The following is a 16082-nucleotide window of genomic DNA, read 5'->3' as shown; positions in this document are numbered from 1 at the left end:
TCATGCTCAACGACCTCAAGGTGCTGATCATGCCGCGCGACGAGCGCATGCGCGAGCTGATCTCGCTGCAGGCGATCGGCCTGACGCCGATAGAGGCGGTCCGCTATTACCTCGCCTTGCGCATGGCCGACAAAGGCCTGGTCTCGGCGCCCAACGCGGCGGCTGGCGTGCCCTTCCAGATCGGCGGCCAGCCGACGGGCTTCTATCCGCTCGGCGACGAAGTGGGCGCGACGCGATGAGCCGTTTCTACGAGGTCGGACCGCTCGCGCAGGTCGGTATCAACCTGTTCTACGGCTACGGCTACAATTTCTACCGCCAGGAAAACCAGCTCCGCGCGGACGACCAGCGGGTGCGCCAGATGGCGTGCTCGCTGCTCGCGCGCGCCAGGGCCGGCGTGGACGAGGCCGAGAACCAGTATCGCCGCGAGAACATCCCGACGCCGTCGCGGGCCAATCCTTTCCCCGACCCGGCGATCGTCGCCAACGCGCTGGCGCTCGAGCGGCTGGCGCGGGAAGTGGGGACGCTGGAAGGCCAGATCCGCCACCAGCCGGTGCCGGAGAACGACCGCATGACCCAGCGCTATCGCCAGGAAGGCGCCACGCTCGCCACGCTGGCCGACAAGGACGCGGTTCTCGTCGGCCAGGCGGATCTCTTGCGGTCGATGGTCGAAGGCGTCGCGCCCGATGCGATCCTGGCCAACAAGCGCGAGATCCAGGACGGCATCGCCGCCATCACCACCACGTTGCGCGATCGGCAGACGTTCCTGTTGTGAGGTGCGGGAACGGTCCGCGGAGGCGCGATGGGCAGGGCGCGCCGTCGACATGACGGCGGCCGGTGGTTGCCTGTGGCATTCCAGAAGAAATTCGGCAAAATGAGTTCTGTCGTCGGCTAATACCATCACCTGGCCGAGTTCTTCTGGAAGCCCATGAATCCGTCGCCCAAAGACAAGATCTACTCCGTCGCCAAGATTGCCGTGATCGTCGACCTGCTGGCCGAGGAGGGGGTTCCCGCCGAACAGGCGCTGGCCGATGTTTCCCTGTTGCCGGAGCAGTTGCGCTCGCCGGCGACGAAGGTCTGCGCGGCGCAGGTCTTGCAGTGCTATCGCAACGCCATCAAGTTTTCCGGCGACCCGCAGTTCGCCTACCACGCCGGCTCGAGGTTTCGCGTCTCGACCTATGGCATGTACGGCTTCGCCATACTGAGCAGCCCGAGTTTCCGCGAGACGATGGCCTTCGCCACGGCCTATCACCAGCTGGCGACGCCACTCGTGGAAATCGGCTTCAGGCAGGAGCCGGGGGCCGGTGCCTGGGTCGTCAGTCCGGCGCCTTACCTGGAGATCGACGACCTGCTCTATAAATTCATCGTCGAGCTTCAGATGGCGGTGCATCTGTCGTTGCATCGCAACATCATGGGCGCGGCGTTCAGGCCCGAGCAGGTGGACTATGCCTTCGGGCGGCCGCACGGCGATAAGGGCGGGGCCGCCTTCCTCGATTGCCCGGTGCTCTATGGAAAGCCGGAAAACAGGCTTGCCTTCGACGGCGGTTGGCTCGACAAGCGACCGGATTTCGGCAACGAGCTCGCCTTTGCCGAGCTGAAGCAACTTTGCGCCGGCTTGCTGAAGGGGCTCGAACTGAACGCTGGCGTCGCCGGCAAGGTGCGCGAACTCATCCTCTCCAACCTGTCGCGGCCGATCAGCTTCGAGCAGGTCGCAAAGTCGCTCAATATGAGCGAGCGCAGCCTCAGGCGCAGGCTGCAGGAAGAGGGGACGTCCTTCAGGGACCTCGCCGACGAATTGCGGGTCCAGGTCGCCATCAGATATGTCCGCGATACCGACCTCAGCGTCGAGGACATCGCCTTCGCGCTGGGCTTCAGCGATGCCTCCGCGTTCCGCCATGCCTTCCGGCGCTGGACGAACGCCGCGCCGCATGAATACAGGCGGGCCAGGGTCGACACCAAGCGCGAACCTCCGGCCGGCCCCGACCGGTAGCGGCGGGCCGGAACCGCTTCAGCCCGCAGCGCATCGGGGGCGCAAGGCAAGGTCGGCCGTATAATAAGCTGGCTAATCATGTTTCCGTTTTCCCGAGAGGCCGGCCCTGCGCGGCTTCCCATATTGGCCGGCATTCTCCGGTTTCTGGCCAGCGCCAACCTTTTTTGCCGCTCCCGCCCCGCCGATGATCCCCCGCATGCCGGTCTTCGGCGATGCTCAAGCGGTAGGAGGAGAAAAATGAGCAAGTTCGACAATCTCAGCACGGATATTCGCAACAAGGTCAACGATGCCGAAACACGCCTCAACGACCTGAAGGCGAAGGTGACGGCCAAGACCGACAAGGCCAAGGTCGAGGCCCGCGCGCAGGTCGTGGCGTTGGAAAACCGGGCGAAGGAGAGGAAGGCCAAGGTCGACGCGGCCAAGGCCAACATGAAGGCCTGGGTCGACGAGAAGAAGGAAGCCACGCACGAGAAGATCGTGCAGTGGCGCGAGCAGCGCGACATCAAGCGCCTCGACCACCATGCGACGCGCGCCGAGGACCATGCCGTCGCCGCCATCCAGGTCGCGGTCGCCGCCGTCGACGAGGCCGAGCAGGCCGCTGTCGAGGCGATGGTCGCCAGGATGGACGCCGACGCCGCCAAGGCCGCCGGCTGAGCATTGCCGAGATATCGGGAGTTCGCAATGTATCGTTTGCTTTTGTCAGCCGTCATCCTGGTCGCGTCCGTGCTTGGCGCCGGCGCGGCCCAGACCGAGGTCGCCGGTTCGACCACGCTCGGCGTCGCCACGCTGGAGCTGCGCAATGTCGCCACAGGATGGAGCACCAAGCGTCAGATCCTTGGCAAGCCCGTATTCAACGAGAAGTCCGAAGTGATCGGGAACGTGGACGACGTCATCGTCGCCCCCGACAAGGCGCTGTCCTACGCCATCATCGCGACGGGCGGCTTCCTCGGCGTCGGCAAGCACGACGTCGCCATTCCCGTCAGCCAGTTCAAGCAGGTCGACGGCAAGTTCGTCCTGCCGGGCGCGACGAAGGATATCATCAAGGCGATGCCGCCCTTCGAATACGCGCACTGACTTCCGCTCGCCCTTGAGCGTGATCCCAACTTTCCCAGCCCTGTTCCAAGGAGGATGAAGACATGGCCGACCGCATTATCGTAGCGACGTTCAGCGACATGAATTCCGCCTATGACGTGGCGGGCGCCGTCAAGAGACTGCAGGACGCCGGCAGCAGCTTCAACGTCAAGGCGGGCCTGATGGTGAAGAAGGACGACCGCGGCAACGTCTCGCTGCTGGAGAGCAAGGAGCGCCCTCTGTTCAACACCGCCGTCGGCACCGGCACCGGCGCGCTGATCGGATTGCTCGGCGGCGCCCCGGGCATGGCCCTCGGCGCGGCTATCGGCGCGCTCACCGGGGTCAGCGGCGATGCGATCATGTCCACGCTCGACGACGACTTCGTCGATTCCGTCACCACGCAGATGCGGCCCGGCATGACCGCGCTGATCGTCGAGGCGGACGAAGGCAGCACGCAGGCCATCGACGACATCGTTGCCCGCAACGGCGGCCATATCTTCCGCCAGGCCGCCTGAACTGGCGACCCCGTCCCGGCACTGCCGGGACGGGTGCCTTGCGGGCGTCCTGGCCTGGTGGGCAGTTCGGGGAAAAATCGAGTTCAAGCTAGGGCAATTCCAGGAAAAGTGTGAAACGGTTTTCCGTTCGGAATTGCACAAAAACAAAGAGGTAGAGGGGTTCGGCGTTCCCTGAAACGCTGAAACGCTCTTGGCTCTACGGGAGGTACAAATGTCCAGCACATCAGCGCATTCCGGTTCTCCATCCCTTGGGTCCGTGCTGCGTGACCTAGCCGACAACTGGTGGCTGCTGGTGCTGCGCGGCGTGGCCGCAATCGCCTTCGGACTGCTGACCTTCATCGTGCCGGGCCTGACCCTGCTGACCCTGGTCTTCCTGTGGGGCATCTACGCATTCGCCGACGGTCTGCTCGCCCTGTGGGTGGCGATCGCTGGCAAGGGCGGCGAAATGGCGTCGCGCTGGTGGCTCGCCGTCATCGGCGTTGCCGGCATTCTCGCCGGCCTGTCTGCCTTCATCTGGCCGGGCATGACCGCGCTGGTGCTGCTCATGTTCATCGCCGGCTGGGCGATCGCCATCGGCCTGCTCCAGATCTGGGGCGCGATCCGGCTGCGCAAGGAAGTCGACGGCGAATGGCTGCTCGGCCTGAGCGGCGTCCTGTCGCTCGCCTTCGGCATATTCATGTTTGTCCGGCCGGGCGCCGGCGCGCTGGCTTTTGTCGGGCTGATCGGATGGTTCGCGATCTTCTTTGGCTGCATCTATATCGGGCTCGGCTTCCGATTGCGGAAGCACAAGCGCCCGTCCTGAGCCGCGGCCCGAGGCAATGCCTGTCATTGGCCGTCATGGCGGCCAGCGCCATTTCGCGCCCGGACACCGACATTTGATGAAACGTTCAGCCGCCCTCGTGGTTTAGCCCTCGGAGGATCGGCATATGAGAGAACATGCTGGCGATGGCTCACAGGTCCGGACCGATGACAAGCAGTTGGTCGCCCTGTTGAAGGAAAAGGCAGGAATGTCGGAGGCCGAGGCCTTCGAGTTGATAAAGGAGGTCGGGCACGATCGTAACTCGCTGCTGCGGGAAGCCCGGTTTCTGAAATCGAGGCATTGATCGATCGAGCCGCCGCGTACCGACAGCCCTGATCGGACTTGGAGAGACATACGTCGGAAGGCGGCGCAGCCGGCGATCCGGTTGCGCTCGCCGCGCGGAATGCCCCTTCCGCGCGGCCTTTCTTTCAGGCGAAGGCGATAGCTCGCGCTGCCGCCGGCCTATTTCACCGCCACGTTCTGCTTCGCCATCGCGTCGGCCGGTCGACATTGTAGCGGAACATCTTCTCATAGGTCGAAGCGGGGCCGTCCTCCTTGGACAGCGCCTCGACATAGGGCTCGCTGCCGGCATGCTCATGCGGCTTCGTTGGTCCATCGCGGGAACGGGTCGTTGAGGTCGCGCCAGCGGCCGGGCATGAAATCGCGCTCCGGAACGAGGCAGGCGTCGAGCTCGGCGCGGATCTGCCGCTCGTTCATCGGGTCGCAGCCGATGAAGACGATTTCCTGCCGGCGGTCGCCCCAGACCGGGTCCAGATAGGGCTTCATGGCGACATGCCATTCGGGATGGTCGGGCCATTGGTGCTTCGGCACGGAGGCCCACCACAGGCCGCGCTTGCCGGTGCGGATGAGCGCCCCGGCCTGGCTGATCTCGCCGACATGATGCGGCCGCGTCGCCAGCCAGAAGAAGCCTTTCGCCCTGACCACGCCCGGCCAGGACGTGTTGATGAAGGCCTTGAGCCTCGCCGGGTCGAACGGCCGCCGCTCGCGATAGACGAAGGAGCGGATGCCGTATTCCTCGGTCTCGGGAACATGGTCCTTGAAGCCGTTGAGCTCCTTGAACCAGAGCGGATGCTGCTCGGCCCTCTCGAAGTCGAAGCGGCCGGTGTTCAGCACCTTGTCCAGCGGGACCCTGGCGAAATCCACCTCGATCAGCTCGGCGTCCGGGTTGAGCGAGCGCACGATCCTCCTCGCCAGGTCGAGGTCGTGGCGCGAGGCGTCCGACACCTTGTTCATGACGATCACGTCTGCGAACTCGATCTGCTCGACCAGGAGATCGACCAGCGCCCGGTCATCGCCGGCGCCGGCTGTCTCGCCGCGATCGCGCAGGAAGTCCTGGGAGGAGTAGTCCTTGAGAAGCTGGGCGGCGTCGACCACCGTCACCATCGTGTCCAGCCGGGCGACGTCGGACAGGCTCTCGCCGTTCTCGTCGCGGAAGTCGAAGGTGGTGGCGACCGGCAGCGGCTCGGCGATGCCGGTGCCCTCGACCAGCAGGTAGTCGAAGCGGCCTTCCAGGGAGAGGCGGCGCACCTCCCGCAGCAGGTCGTCGCGCAAGGTGCAGCAGATGCAGCCATTGGTCATCTCCACCAGCTTCTCGTCAGTGCGCGAGAGATCGGCGCCGCCGTCCCGCACCAGGGAAGCGTCGATGTTGACCTCGCTCATGTCGTTGACGATGACCGCGACGCGGCGGCCTTCGCGGTTGTTCAGTATGTGGTTGAGCAGCGTGGTCTTGCCGGCGCCGAGAAAGCCGGAAAGCACCGTCACCGGCAGCTTGCGTATCGCTTGCGATTGCATGTCATCCTCAGTCCTGGCGAGCGCCGCCGCCCCGGCGAACATCGCGATCCCCGATCGTCGATCGCTGGATATGATACGTTATGACATTACGTCAAATGAAAAATATGTTATTACGTAACGTATAGAAATTGAGCTGTGGACAGGCTAGCGAGGCTCCGTATCTTGATGCGCGGAGGCTGATGCGGGGACCGGGCAGGGCGGCTTTTGCGAGAAATGACGCGTTGCGAGGTCTCAGTTTGAATTTCGGTCCCGGTATTGATTCAGACTGAGTTCGTTTGCCCCACCTGCGTAATCAGGATCGGCGGCTTGTATGGGATCGTCCTCCCACCCGCACTGTGGGCAGATTTCGTAGCTGCCGGGCTCACTCACGACGAGCGAGCGGCAGCATGGGCAGGGAAATAGAGAACGGGTCATTGCGACAACATAACCAGGCCACATCCAAGGCGACAACCAGCGCTACGGTTCCGCGTTCGTGGTGTCGGCGGCGCAGCGCATCACATGTTCGCGCAGGCGTTTGATCAGCCATCGGCCGGCGGGGCCGGGCGGTGCGTCGCGCCTGTGCAGCGCATAGACCGTCATCTGGTTGCCGTCCGGCCACACCGCGCTCTCGGCGTTAAGCTCGACCAGCCTGCCTTCGGCAAGGTCCGCCTGGACCATCCAGACCGGCATGCTGCCCCAGCCAAGCCCGGCCCGAAGGAAGGAGTGCTTGGCGCCCAAATCCGCGAGGCGCCAGGTCTTGGGCGCAATCACGCCGAACTGGCGGCCCTGGGAGAAACTGGACCTGTCGGTGAGCACGAGCTGGACGTGCTCGGCAAGCTGTTCCCTGAGCAGCGTCGTCGCCGACTTCGCAAGGGGGTGCGTCGGAGCCGCGACCAGGATCAGCTTCTGCGCCATGAGGCGCTCGATATCCAGTTCGTGCGAGAAAAGCGGCGCGACTCCCGATACGGCGACGGAGCAACGCTTTTCGAGCACGGGTTGGATGACCGAGCCGAGGCTCTCGACATAGACCCTCAACTGCGTGTCGGGGAAAGCCGCTTCGAAGTCAGTCACCGCGGACGTGAAGATCTCGATCGGGAACATCACGTCGATTGCCACGGAAATCTCGGGCTCGATGCCGCTCGCCAGATCTCTTGCGCGCGCCTTGAACTGGCCGGCCTGGCGCAGCACCGCCCGCGCTTCGTTCGCCAGCGCCGCGCCCGCCTCGGTCGGAACCGGGTAGCGGCCGACGCGCTGGAACAGCACCACCTTGAGCTGCGTCTCCAGCCCGGAGATCGTCTGGCTGACCACCGATTGCGCCCGTCCGATCTTGCGTCCCGCGGCTGAAAAGCTGCCTTCGTCGACGGCCGCGACCAGCGTCCGCATCTGATCGAGGGTGATCGATTCAATCATATATCTTCTCCGTCGATGGTCTGTATCGAATAATATGGACTGCATCGATGCATTCGTCACGCCTACTCTCACTCCGTCGGGCATCCCCATGCCCGGGCACCCCGGTCGAGCTCTCCTCTCCAATGAACCCACTCAGGGAGCGGGAGTAGGGGTCGGCATCCTCCACGTGGCATGCCGATCCTGGAACCTCCGGTGAAGCACCCCCGCCACCGGAGGTTCCTTCTTTTCCAAGGAACAAAGCGATGAAGATGCCTGGAGCGGCTCGGCTTCGGCCGACTCGCGGCCGCGCCAGGTGGAGCCGATCCCAAAATGCAGGGCCGCCTGCGGCCAGCCTCGAACGGCACCGCCCGCGGCATGGCTTCGCCCGTGCGCCACGAGCGGCCAATTTGATGTATATGTAAATACGATAGATAGCATCGATTGATATTGGCTATCTCGATGTATCTACCGTCCATATCCTTCCAGTCATCGCAACCCCAAACCGGAAGGAACTCGCACCATGAAACTTCTCCACGTCGACTCCAGCATCCTCGGCCCCGTATCGGTGAGCCGGCAGCTTTCCGAGGCAATCGTTGCCGCCCAGCAGGCGGCCCACCCAGGCATCGAAGTCATGCGGCTCGACCTTGCGACCCACGCGATAAGCCATCTGACGGGCCGTCATCTGGCGGCTGCCCAGGGCGCGGCACCGGAAACGGCGGCGCTGGCGGATGATGTCGCGGCCGGCAACGAGGCGCTCGAGGCGTTCCTCGCCGCCGACATCGTGGTGGTCGGCGCGCCGATGTACAATTTCGGCATTCCCAGCCAACTGAAAGCCTGGCTCGATCGTCTGGCCGTGGCCGGTCGCACCTTCCGTTACACCGAGAAGGGCCCGCAGGGCCTGGCGGGCGGCAAGCGCGTGATCGTGGCTTTGTCGCGCGGCGGCTTCTACGGCGCCGAGACCGGCATGGCCGCGCTCGACCATCAGGAAAGCTATCTGCGCGTCATCTTCAACTTCTTCGGCATCACCAACGTCGAGTTCATCCGCGCCGAAGGCGTGGCGCTCGGCGACGAGCAGCGCAACCGCTCGCTCGCGGCCGCCCACGCGCAGATCCAGCAACTCGAAGCGCCGAAGAAACTCGCGGCCTGACAAGAAGAGGAACACACAATGATGTCCGACAATGTTTTGAAACTCATCGCGCGCGTCCTGCTCGCCATCCTGTTCGTGGTTTCGGGCCTGGGCAAGCTTGCCGATCCTTCCGGTGTCGCAGGGCTGCTGGGCAGCCTGCATCTGCCGGCGCCGACCTTCCTCAGTTACCTGGCCGGCCTCTGCGAGGTCGCTGGAGCCGTCGCGGTCGTCGCCGGCTTCCGCCCCAGGGCCGTCGGGCTGCTGCTCGCCGCCTGGTGCGTGGCGACTGCACTGGTCGTCCACCTGCAGATGCCCATGGATCTCATGAAGAACCTCGGGCTTGCCGGCGGCTTCCTCCTTCTGGCCACCACCGGAGCGGGTTCGCTGGCCGCCGGGCGGGAAGGGCAGCCTGTCGCCAACTAACCGCATCCAACCAATCAATCCATCCAAACGGAGTATCGAACAATGTCACGCAATCTTGCCATCGCGGCCTCAGTGCCTGCCCCCTCAATGTCTGCCATCGCCCAGCGCAAGGTAATCGACCGGACACGCGGTTCGGGCAACGGACCGATCGTGCGCCTGATGAGCCCGTCCGATCTCGGCCAGTATCTGAAGCCCTTCGTCTTCCTCGATCGGGTCGACGCCGAATCCTCCATGGCCCGGGGGGTGAACATTCATCCGCATTCGGGCCTCGCCACCGTCACTGTGCTCACCGAAGGCAATCTTCGCTTCGACAAGGGCAAGTGGGGCGCCGGCCTGCTCGACTATGGCGGCGTGGAATGGATGCGCGCCGGAAGCGGCATCTGGCACGGCGACGAGTATCAGCCGGGCACCTCGCGCCGCTTCAAGGGTTTTCAGCTCTGGGTCGCCTTGCCCGCCGAACTCGAGGCGAGCTCGCCCGAATGGCAATTCGTCCTGTCGAAGGACATCCCGGCCGTCGGTCCGGCAAAGCTGGTCGTGGGAGCCTATGGCGGCGCGGTGAGCCCCGTGCGCTCGTTCCGTGGCCTGAACTATCTCCTGGTGACGCTCGCGCCGGGTGAGGAATGGGTCTACGAGACGCCGTCGGGCCACGATGTCGGCTGGCTCGCCGTGTCGCACGGCAGCGTTTCGGGCGATGGCGTCTACAGCGCCGGCGACATGATCGTCTTCGACCGAAGCGACGCGGCGATCCCGCTGCGCGCCGGCGCCGAGGGCGCGACCTTCGTGCTCGGCTCGGCGGTGCCGCATCCGCACGACCTCGTCCTCGGCTACTACTCGGTGCACACCTCCAAGACGGCGCTGGAGGCCGGCGAGGCGCGCATAGCCGAGGTTCGGGACCTCTATGGTTGAGGTGTGTCGGCATCCCTGGACACCACGCCAGGGATGCCGGCCTCCAGCCACTCATCTGCCTCCCCGGTGATGCGGGGGACAATCAAGAAGCGTTGAAGCAGCGAGGCGAACGTCGATGGCTATTCGTCGATTTCAGTGCGTTATCTGGCTAGCCCTGTTCCTGGCCGGCTGCGGCACCCTTCAACGCACGCCCTACATCGCCGCTGACGCAACCAGGCCGAATGTCCTGGACCTCTCGGACCTGCGCTACTTCGCCGACGATCCCGGCACGCGCTTTCAGAAGCTCCGCCCGCCGGTCGCCATCGACGGGGAAATCTCCTATCTCGCGCTCTCGGGCGGAGGTGCGGACGGCGCGTTCGGCGCCGGCGTCCTCACCGGCCTGTCGGAGGCCGGCGCGCGTCCTCGCTTCTCGGCCGTGTCGGGCGTCAGCACGGGCGCCCTGATTGCCCCCTTCGCCTTCCTCGGACCGCAATATGACGGGATGCTGAAGGAGCTCTACACCAGTGGCATCGCCGCCAGCCTGGTCGAAGGCCAGGGACCGCTCAGCATCTTGTCGACCGCCGGGCCGTTCGCAAACAACCGGTTGAAGCAGCTTGTCGACCGCTATGTCGACGACAAGCTGCTTCGGGCGATCGCGACCGAGAGCGCCAAGGGACGGATGCTCTTCGTCATAACCACAAATCTCGACACGCAGCGGACCAACATCTGGAACATGGGCAAGATCGCCGAGGTCGGCACGCCCCAGGCGCTTCAGTTGTTCCGCAACGTGCTCACCGCGTCCGCCAGCATCCCGATCGTCTTCCCGCCGGTTCTCATCGAGGCGGAGGCCAATGGCCGCCATTTCCAGGAGATGCATGTCGACGGCGGCGTGACGTCGCCGATCCTCACCTTGCCGGAGGCGTTCCTGTTCCGTGGCGGAAGCCTGCCGGGACCGCCCGTGCATCTCTATGTCCTGATCAACAACAGGATCGATCACGACTTCCAGGTCGTTCGCGGCGACACCAGGGCCATCGCCACGCGCAGCGCCAGCACCCTGGTCAAGGTCCAGACGCGGACCACCATCTTTGAATCCTACAACTTCACGCGTCGCCACGGCCTGAAATTCAACCTTGCCTACATAGGCAATGACTTCGCGGCCGCCGGCGCCGACGATTTTTCGACGGGCTACATGCGCTCGCTGTTCCAGTATGGACGCCAGCGGGCAAGGCTGCGCCAGGTGTGGGTGCATCAGCCGCCGCCCGAGGGGCCGTGTGCTTCCACCCCTGCCGCCGACTGCGGCCAGCAAAGGCTTGCGGGTTTCTGATGGCGGGTCAAACATACGGCATGACCACACCAATGGATCCGAACGACCCAAAAGACGCATGGCAGTTGCGTGCGACGGCGGCCATCCAAAATTTCGGCGCCGCCTTGCGCGAGTTGCACGACAGTAACCCCTGGCCTGACCAGCCCTTGCTACCCCTTGCCATGAATTATCTGATGACCGAACTATGGGATCACCAATTTAGCCAGACAGAGATAAGAGAAGCATTCGAGGCAGCTGTAGCAGACATGCCGCGATATGCGGGCGGGGACGAGACGAGGCCCTAGCGGGCGTCTTTGTCGAGCGCACGCACCGCAAGCTGTCGCTCCGATTGGACGGCACGCGCACACCGATCTCGATGTCGCCTAGCGACGTGATAAGCACCCATCTGAAAATTCAAATGCCTTTCGGGCGTGAAGGCCGCCGTGGCGCGCGCTGCGTCCGATGTTGCTTAACGCTTCGGCGACTGCCCGCGACCTACTTCCGAAGCGGCAAACGCGCGAATCTCGCTCGGGCGCCGGAGTTCATAGTATCGCCTGCAATGATAGATTGTATCGAATAATATCGTCTATCTGAATATTTCGAGGCGAGCCATATTGAAGATGCAAACACGGAGACGGCAACTGAGCAGCCTCCGAAACCCAGCAACCTTGAAGAAACAGGAGTATTTACAATGACCAAGATCGCTTTCACCGCCGCCGCCATCCTCATCGGCATGGGCACCGCTTTCGCCGGCTCCGACAATTACGGCTCGGCCAGCGCCAACCGGCCGGCCGCTTCGGTCGACACCTCCAACACCGCATCGATCGGGAAGTCGGACGCGAACATCCAGACCCCCGCTACCCTGGGCGCCGACCGCAACCTGTTCGGCCACTGACCGGACCGATCTGCCAACACCTCAAAACGGCGGGCTTGTCCCGCCGTTTTTATTTTGCTGGCTGAAGCCGGGGCAGGGGTCGGCCTGCATCCCGGCGCCGCGAGGCCTTCGGCCGCTATTCCGCCGCCTCGACAAGGGACATCGGCTCGTAGTTGAGGATCGGGCCGAGCCAGCGTTCGGCTTCGGCGACTTCCATGCCCTTCCGGCGGGCATAGTCCTCGACCTGGTCGCGCTCGACCTTGGCGACGCCGAAATAATAGCTTGCCGGGTGCGAGAGATAGATGCCGGAGACAGACGATCCCGGCCACATGGCCATGCTTTCGGTCAGGCTCACGCCGGCATTCCTCTCGGCGTCGAGCAGCTTGAACAGCGTCACCTTCTCGGTGTGGTCCGGCTGCGCCGGATAGCCGGGCGCCGGGCGGATGCCCTGGTACGGCTCGCCGATCAGGTCGTCGGGCGCCAGCTTCTCGTCGGGCGCGTATCCCCAGAACTCCTTGCGCACCCGCTCGTGCAGGCACTCCGCGAAGGCCTCGGCGAAGCGGTCGGCCAGCGCCTTGACCAGGATGGAGTTGTAGTCGTCATTGGCGCGCTCGAAGCGCTCGGCGATGGCGACTTCCTCGATGCCCGCCGTCACCACGAAGCCGCCGACATAATCCGGCTTGCCGGCCTCCAGCGGGCAGACGAAATCGGAAAGCGCCACGTTCGGCTTGCCGTCGCGCTTTGTGAGCTGCTGGCGCAGCGTCAGCAACGTCGCCAGCTCCTGGTTCCTGCTCTCATCCGTGAACAGGCGGATGTCGTCGCCGACAGCGTTCGCCGGCCAGAGACCGATCACGGCGCGCGGCGCGAACCATTTCTCCTCGATGATCTTCTTCAACATCGCCTGCGCGTCCTCGAACAGCTGGCGCGCGGCAGGGCCTTGCTTCTCGTCCTCCAGGATTTTCGGATAGCGGCCCTTCAGCTCCCAGGTCTGGAAGAACGGCGTCCAGTCGATGTAGCGCGCGAGCTCGGCAAGGTCCCAGGTCTCGAAAACCCTGGTGCCGAGGAAGGACGGCTTAGGCGGGTCGTAATTCGCCCAGTCGATCTTGTGGGAATTGGCGCGCGCCTTGGCGAGCGGCAGGCGCTGCTTCTCGCGCTCGGAGCGCTCATGCGCCTCGGTGACCTTCTTGTACTCGGCCCGCAGGGTCTGCACGTAGCCCGGCTTGACCTCCGCCGACAGCAGGCTCGACACCACGCCGACGGCGCGGCTGGCGTCGGTCACATAGACCGCCTGGCCGCGTTCGTAGCGCGGATGGATCTTCACCGCCGTGTGGACGCGGCTGGTGGTGGCGCCGCCGATCAGCAGCGGAACGTCGAAGCCCTCGCGCTCCAGCTCGGAGGCCACATGCACCATCTCGTCGAGCGACGGCGTGATGAGGCCGGAAAGGCCGACGATATCGACCTTCTCGTCCTTCGCGACCTGCAGGATCTTCGTCGCCGGCACCATGACGCCGAGGTCGATGATCTCGTAGTTGTTGCAGGCGAGCACGACGCCGACGATGTTCTTGCCGATGTCGTGCACGTCGCCCTTGACGGTGGCCATGAGGATCTTGCCGGCGCTCTCGCGGCCGCCGCCGCCATTGGCGGCCTTCTCGGCTTCCATGTAGGGCAGCAGCACGGCCACGGCCTGCTTCATCACGCGCGCCGATTTCACCACCTGCGGCAGGAACATCTTGCCGGCGCCGAACAGGTCGCCGACCACGTTCATGCCGGCCATCAGCGGTCCCTCGATGACATGCAGCGGGCGCTCGGCCTTCAGCCGCGCCTCCTCGGTGTCCTCTTCGATGAATTCCGTGATGCCGTTGACGAGGGCATGCTCCAGGCGCTTCTCGACCGGCCATTCGCGCCAGGCGAGGTCCTTTTCCCTGGCCTCCTTGCCGCCATGTCCCTTGAAGCGTTCGGCGATCTCCAGCATCCGCTCGGTCGACGTGCCGCCGGCCTTCGGCGCGCGGTTGAGCACGACGTCCTCGCAGGCCTCGCGCAGCTCCGGGTCGATGGACTCGTAGACCGCGAGCTGCCCGGCATTGACGATGCCCATGTCCATGCCGCGCTGGATGGCGTGGTAGAGGAACACCGCGTGCATGGCTTCGCGCACCGGTTCGTTGCCGCGGAACGAGAAGGACAGGTTCGAGACGCCGCCGGAGATGTGAACATTGGGCAGCGTCGCCGTGATCTCGCCGGCCGCCTCGATGAAGTCGACGCCGTAATTGTCGTGCTCCTCGATGCCGGTGGCGACGGCGAAGATGTTCGGATCGAAGATGATGTCTTCCGGGGCGAAACCGGCCACTTCCGTCAGGAGGCGATAGGCGCGGGTGCAGATCTCGACCTTGCGCGCCTTGGTGTCGGCCTGGCCGACCTCGTCGAAGGCCATGACGACGACGGCCGCGCCATACATGCGGCAGAGCCGCGCGTGGTGCAGGAAGGCCTCTTCGCCTTCCTTCATCGAGATCGAATTGACGATCGGCTTGCCCTGCACGCATTTCAGGCCGGCCTCGATCACCTCCCATTTCGAGGAGTCGATCATCACCGGCACGCGGGCGATGTCGGGCTCGGCGGCGACGAGGTTGAGGTATTCCACCATCGCCTTCTTCGAGTCGATCAGGCCTTCGTCCATGTTGATGTCGATGATCTGCGCGCCGTTGGCGACCTGGTCGCGCGCCACGTCGAGCGCGGCGGCGTAGTCGCCGGCGGTGATCAGCTTGCGGAATTTGGCCGAGCCGGTGACGTTGGTGCGTTCTCCGACATTGACGAAGGGGATGTCCTTGGTGAGCGTGAAGGGCTCCAGCCCTGAGAGCTTCATGCGCGGCGCGCGCCTGGACGGCTTGCGCGGCTCGTACCTGGCAACCGCGTCGCGGATCGCGGCGATATGCTCCGGCGTCGAGCCGCAGCAGCCGCCGACGACATTGACAAGGCCTTCGCGGGCGAACGCTTCGACCTGGCCGGCCATGAAGTCCGGGCTTTCGTCATACTGGCCGAAGGCGTTCGGCAGCCCGGCGTTCGGATAGGCGCAGATCAAGGCTTCGGCGACGCCTGAAAGCTCGGCCAGATGCGGCCGCATGGCGGCGGCGCCGAGCGCGCAGTTGAGGCCGACGCTGAACGGCCTGGCGTGGCGCACGGAATGCCAGAAGGCGGTCGGCGTCTGTCCCGAGAGCGTGCGGCCGGAGAGGTCGGTGATCGTGCCCGAGATCATCACCGGCAGCCGTACGCCCTTTTCGGCGAAGACCTCTTCCGTCGCGAAGATCGCCGCCTTGGCGTTCAGCGTGTCGAAGATCGTCTCGATCAGGACGATGTCGGCGCCGCCGTCGATCAGGCCGCGCAGCTGCTCGGCATAGGCGATGCGCAGGTCGTCGAAGGTGACCGCCCGGTAGCCCGGATTGTTGACGTCGGGCGAGATCGAAGCGGTGCGGTTGGTCGGGCCGAGTGCGCCGGCGACGAAGCGGCGCTTGCCGTCCTCCTGCTCGGCGCGCCGCGCAGCGCGGCGCACGAGGCGCGCGCCGTCCCGGTTGAGCTCATAGACCGTGTCCTCCATGGCGTAGTCGGCCTGGGCGATGCGCGTGGAGGAGAAGGTGTTGGTCTCGATGATGTCGGCGCCGGCCCTGGCGTAGGCGTAGTGGATTTCCTCGATCGCCTTCGGCTGGGTCAGGATGAGCAGGTCGTTGTTGCCCTGCTGGTGGCAGGCGCAGCCGGCGAAACGCTCGCCGCGAAAACTCTCCTCGTGGAAGCCCAGGCCCTGGATCTGCGTGCCCATGGCGCCGTCGAGGATCAGTATCCGTTCGCGCGCCGCTTGCTGCAGGGCGGCAAGGATCTCCGATCCATCCGGCTTCGCTGAAACTGGCCCGAAGAGCGCATCGGTGGAGGACAT

The 16082-nt window shown here is 64.8% G+C and carries 18 protein-coding genes; 14 read left to right on the top strand and 4 right to left on the bottom strand.

Features of this window, described 5'->3' with window-relative positions; translation table 11 throughout:
* The 8 genes from Q0L57_RS11390 to Q0L57_RS11355 all read left to right on the top strand — a co-directional run.
* The coding region (locus Q0L57_RS11390; protein WP_296742650.1) for a hypothetical protein at nucleotides 1-239 on the top strand (239 nt) is incomplete at its 5' end.
* Nucleotides 236-772: a hypothetical protein gene (locus Q0L57_RS11385; RefSeq protein WP_296742647.1), complete on the top strand. Its 537-nt coding sequence runs from the start codon at nucleotides 236-238 to the stop codon at nucleotides 770-772. The genes Q0L57_RS11390 and Q0L57_RS11385, both read left to right, overlap by 4 nt.
* 153 nt (nucleotides 773-925) lie before the next feature.
* Entirely contained in the window at nucleotides 926-1987 is a 1062-nt protein-coding gene (locus Q0L57_RS11380) for an AraC family transcriptional regulator (protein WP_296742644.1), read from the top strand.
* A 237-nt stretch (nucleotides 1988-2224) separates the two neighbouring features.
* Nucleotides 2225-2641 (top strand): hypothetical protein, encoded by a 417-nt coding sequence (locus Q0L57_RS11375; protein WP_296742641.1) that lies wholly within the window; start codon nucleotides 2225-2227, stop codon nucleotides 2639-2641.
* 27 nt (nucleotides 2642-2668) lie between these two features.
* The gene (locus tag Q0L57_RS11370; protein WP_296742638.1) at nucleotides 2669-3061 is read left to right on the top strand and encodes a PRC-barrel domain-containing protein; all 393 of its coding nucleotides are present in this window, start codon (nucleotides 2669-2671) and stop codon (nucleotides 3059-3061) included.
* A 62-nt stretch (nucleotides 3062-3123) separates the two neighbouring features.
* Nucleotides 3124-3573, top strand: a complete 450-nt coding sequence (locus Q0L57_RS11365) for a DUF1269 domain-containing protein (RefSeq protein WP_296742636.1) — start codon at nucleotides 3124-3126, stop codon at nucleotides 3571-3573.
* Between the two features lie 211 nt (nucleotides 3574-3784).
* Nucleotides 3785-4375, top strand: a complete 591-nt coding sequence (locus tag Q0L57_RS11360) for an HdeD family acid-resistance protein (protein WP_296742633.1) — start codon at nucleotides 3785-3787, stop codon at nucleotides 4373-4375.
* Between the two features lie 124 nt (nucleotides 4376-4499).
* Nucleotides 4500-4676: a hypothetical protein gene (locus Q0L57_RS11355; RefSeq protein WP_296742632.1), complete on the top strand. Its 177-nt coding sequence runs from the start codon at nucleotides 4500-4502 to the stop codon at nucleotides 4674-4676.
* A 290-nt stretch (nucleotides 4677-4966) separates the two neighbouring features.
* On the opposite strand, the gene zigA is transcribed toward Q0L57_RS11355, so the two are convergent.
* From zigA to Q0L57_RS11345, 3 genes are all read right to left on the bottom strand, one after another.
* Nucleotides 4967-6184: a zinc metallochaperone GTPase ZigA gene (gene zigA, locus Q0L57_RS11350; protein WP_296742661.1), complete on the bottom strand. Its 1218-nt coding sequence runs from the start codon at nucleotides 6182-6184 to the stop codon at nucleotides 4967-4969.
* A gap of 231 nt (nucleotides 6185-6415) precedes the next feature.
* Nucleotides 6416-6598 carry a CPCC family cysteine-rich protein gene (locus Q0L57_RS34240; protein WP_366940892.1) on the bottom strand — a complete coding sequence of 61 codons (183 nt, stop codon included), beginning with the start codon at nucleotides 6596-6598 and terminating at the stop codon, nucleotides 6416-6418.
* Between the two features lie 42 nt (nucleotides 6599-6640).
* A complete protein-coding gene (locus Q0L57_RS11345; protein WP_296742630.1) occupies nucleotides 6641-7573 on the bottom strand; it encodes a LysR family transcriptional regulator in 933 nt (310 codons plus the stop codon).
* A 499-nt stretch (nucleotides 7574-8072) separates the two neighbouring features.
* On the opposite strand from Q0L57_RS11345, the gene Q0L57_RS11340 reads away from it, so the two are divergent.
* The 6 genes from Q0L57_RS11340 (at nucleotide 8073) to Q0L57_RS11315 (ending at nucleotide 12184) form a co-directional block, all read left to right on the top strand.
* The gene (locus tag Q0L57_RS11340; RefSeq protein ID WP_296742628.1) at nucleotides 8073-8699 is read left to right on the top strand and encodes an FMN-dependent NADH-azoreductase; all 627 of its coding nucleotides are present in this window, start codon (nucleotides 8073-8075) and stop codon (nucleotides 8697-8699) included.
* An 18-nt stretch (nucleotides 8700-8717) separates the two neighbouring features.
* On the top strand, nucleotides 8718-9101 hold the full coding sequence (locus tag Q0L57_RS11335; RefSeq protein ID WP_366940891.1) for a DoxX family protein: 384 nt from the start codon (nucleotides 8718-8720) through the stop codon (nucleotides 9099-9101).
* 42 nt (nucleotides 9102-9143) lie between these two features.
* Nucleotides 9144-10007 (top strand): pirin family protein, encoded by an 864-nt coding sequence (locus Q0L57_RS11330; RefSeq protein ID WP_296742625.1) that lies wholly within the window; start codon nucleotides 9144-9146, stop codon nucleotides 10005-10007.
* A 115-nt stretch (nucleotides 10008-10122) separates the two neighbouring features.
* The gene (locus Q0L57_RS11325; RefSeq protein WP_296742623.1) at nucleotides 10123-11310 is read left to right on the top strand and encodes a patatin-like phospholipase family protein; all 1188 of its coding nucleotides are present in this window, start codon (nucleotides 10123-10125) and stop codon (nucleotides 11308-11310) included.
* Between the two features lie 32 nt (nucleotides 11311-11342).
* Nucleotides 11343-11594: a hypothetical protein gene (locus Q0L57_RS11320; RefSeq protein WP_296742620.1), complete on the top strand. Its 252-nt coding sequence runs from the start codon at nucleotides 11343-11345 to the stop codon at nucleotides 11592-11594.
* 386 nt (nucleotides 11595-11980) lie between these two features.
* The gene (locus Q0L57_RS11315; RefSeq protein ID WP_296742619.1) at nucleotides 11981-12184 is read left to right on the top strand and encodes a DUF680 domain-containing protein; all 204 of its coding nucleotides are present in this window, start codon (nucleotides 11981-11983) and stop codon (nucleotides 12182-12184) included.
* A 115-nt stretch (nucleotides 12185-12299) separates the two neighbouring features.
* Here the strand turns inward: Q0L57_RS11315 and metH are convergent, their stop codons facing one another.
* Complete coding sequence (metH, locus tag Q0L57_RS11310; protein ID WP_296742617.1) at nucleotides 12300-16082, bottom strand: methionine synthase; 3783 nt, start codon at nucleotides 16080-16082, stop codon at nucleotides 12300-12302.

Origin of the sequence: Mesorhizobium sp. (assembly GCF_024509055.1) — a bacterium.
In the GTDB taxonomy this organism is placed as follows: domain Bacteria; phylum Pseudomonadota; class Alphaproteobacteria; order Rhizobiales; family Rhizobiaceae; genus Mesorhizobium.
This window is presented reverse-complemented; position numbering and strand designations above follow the sequence as displayed.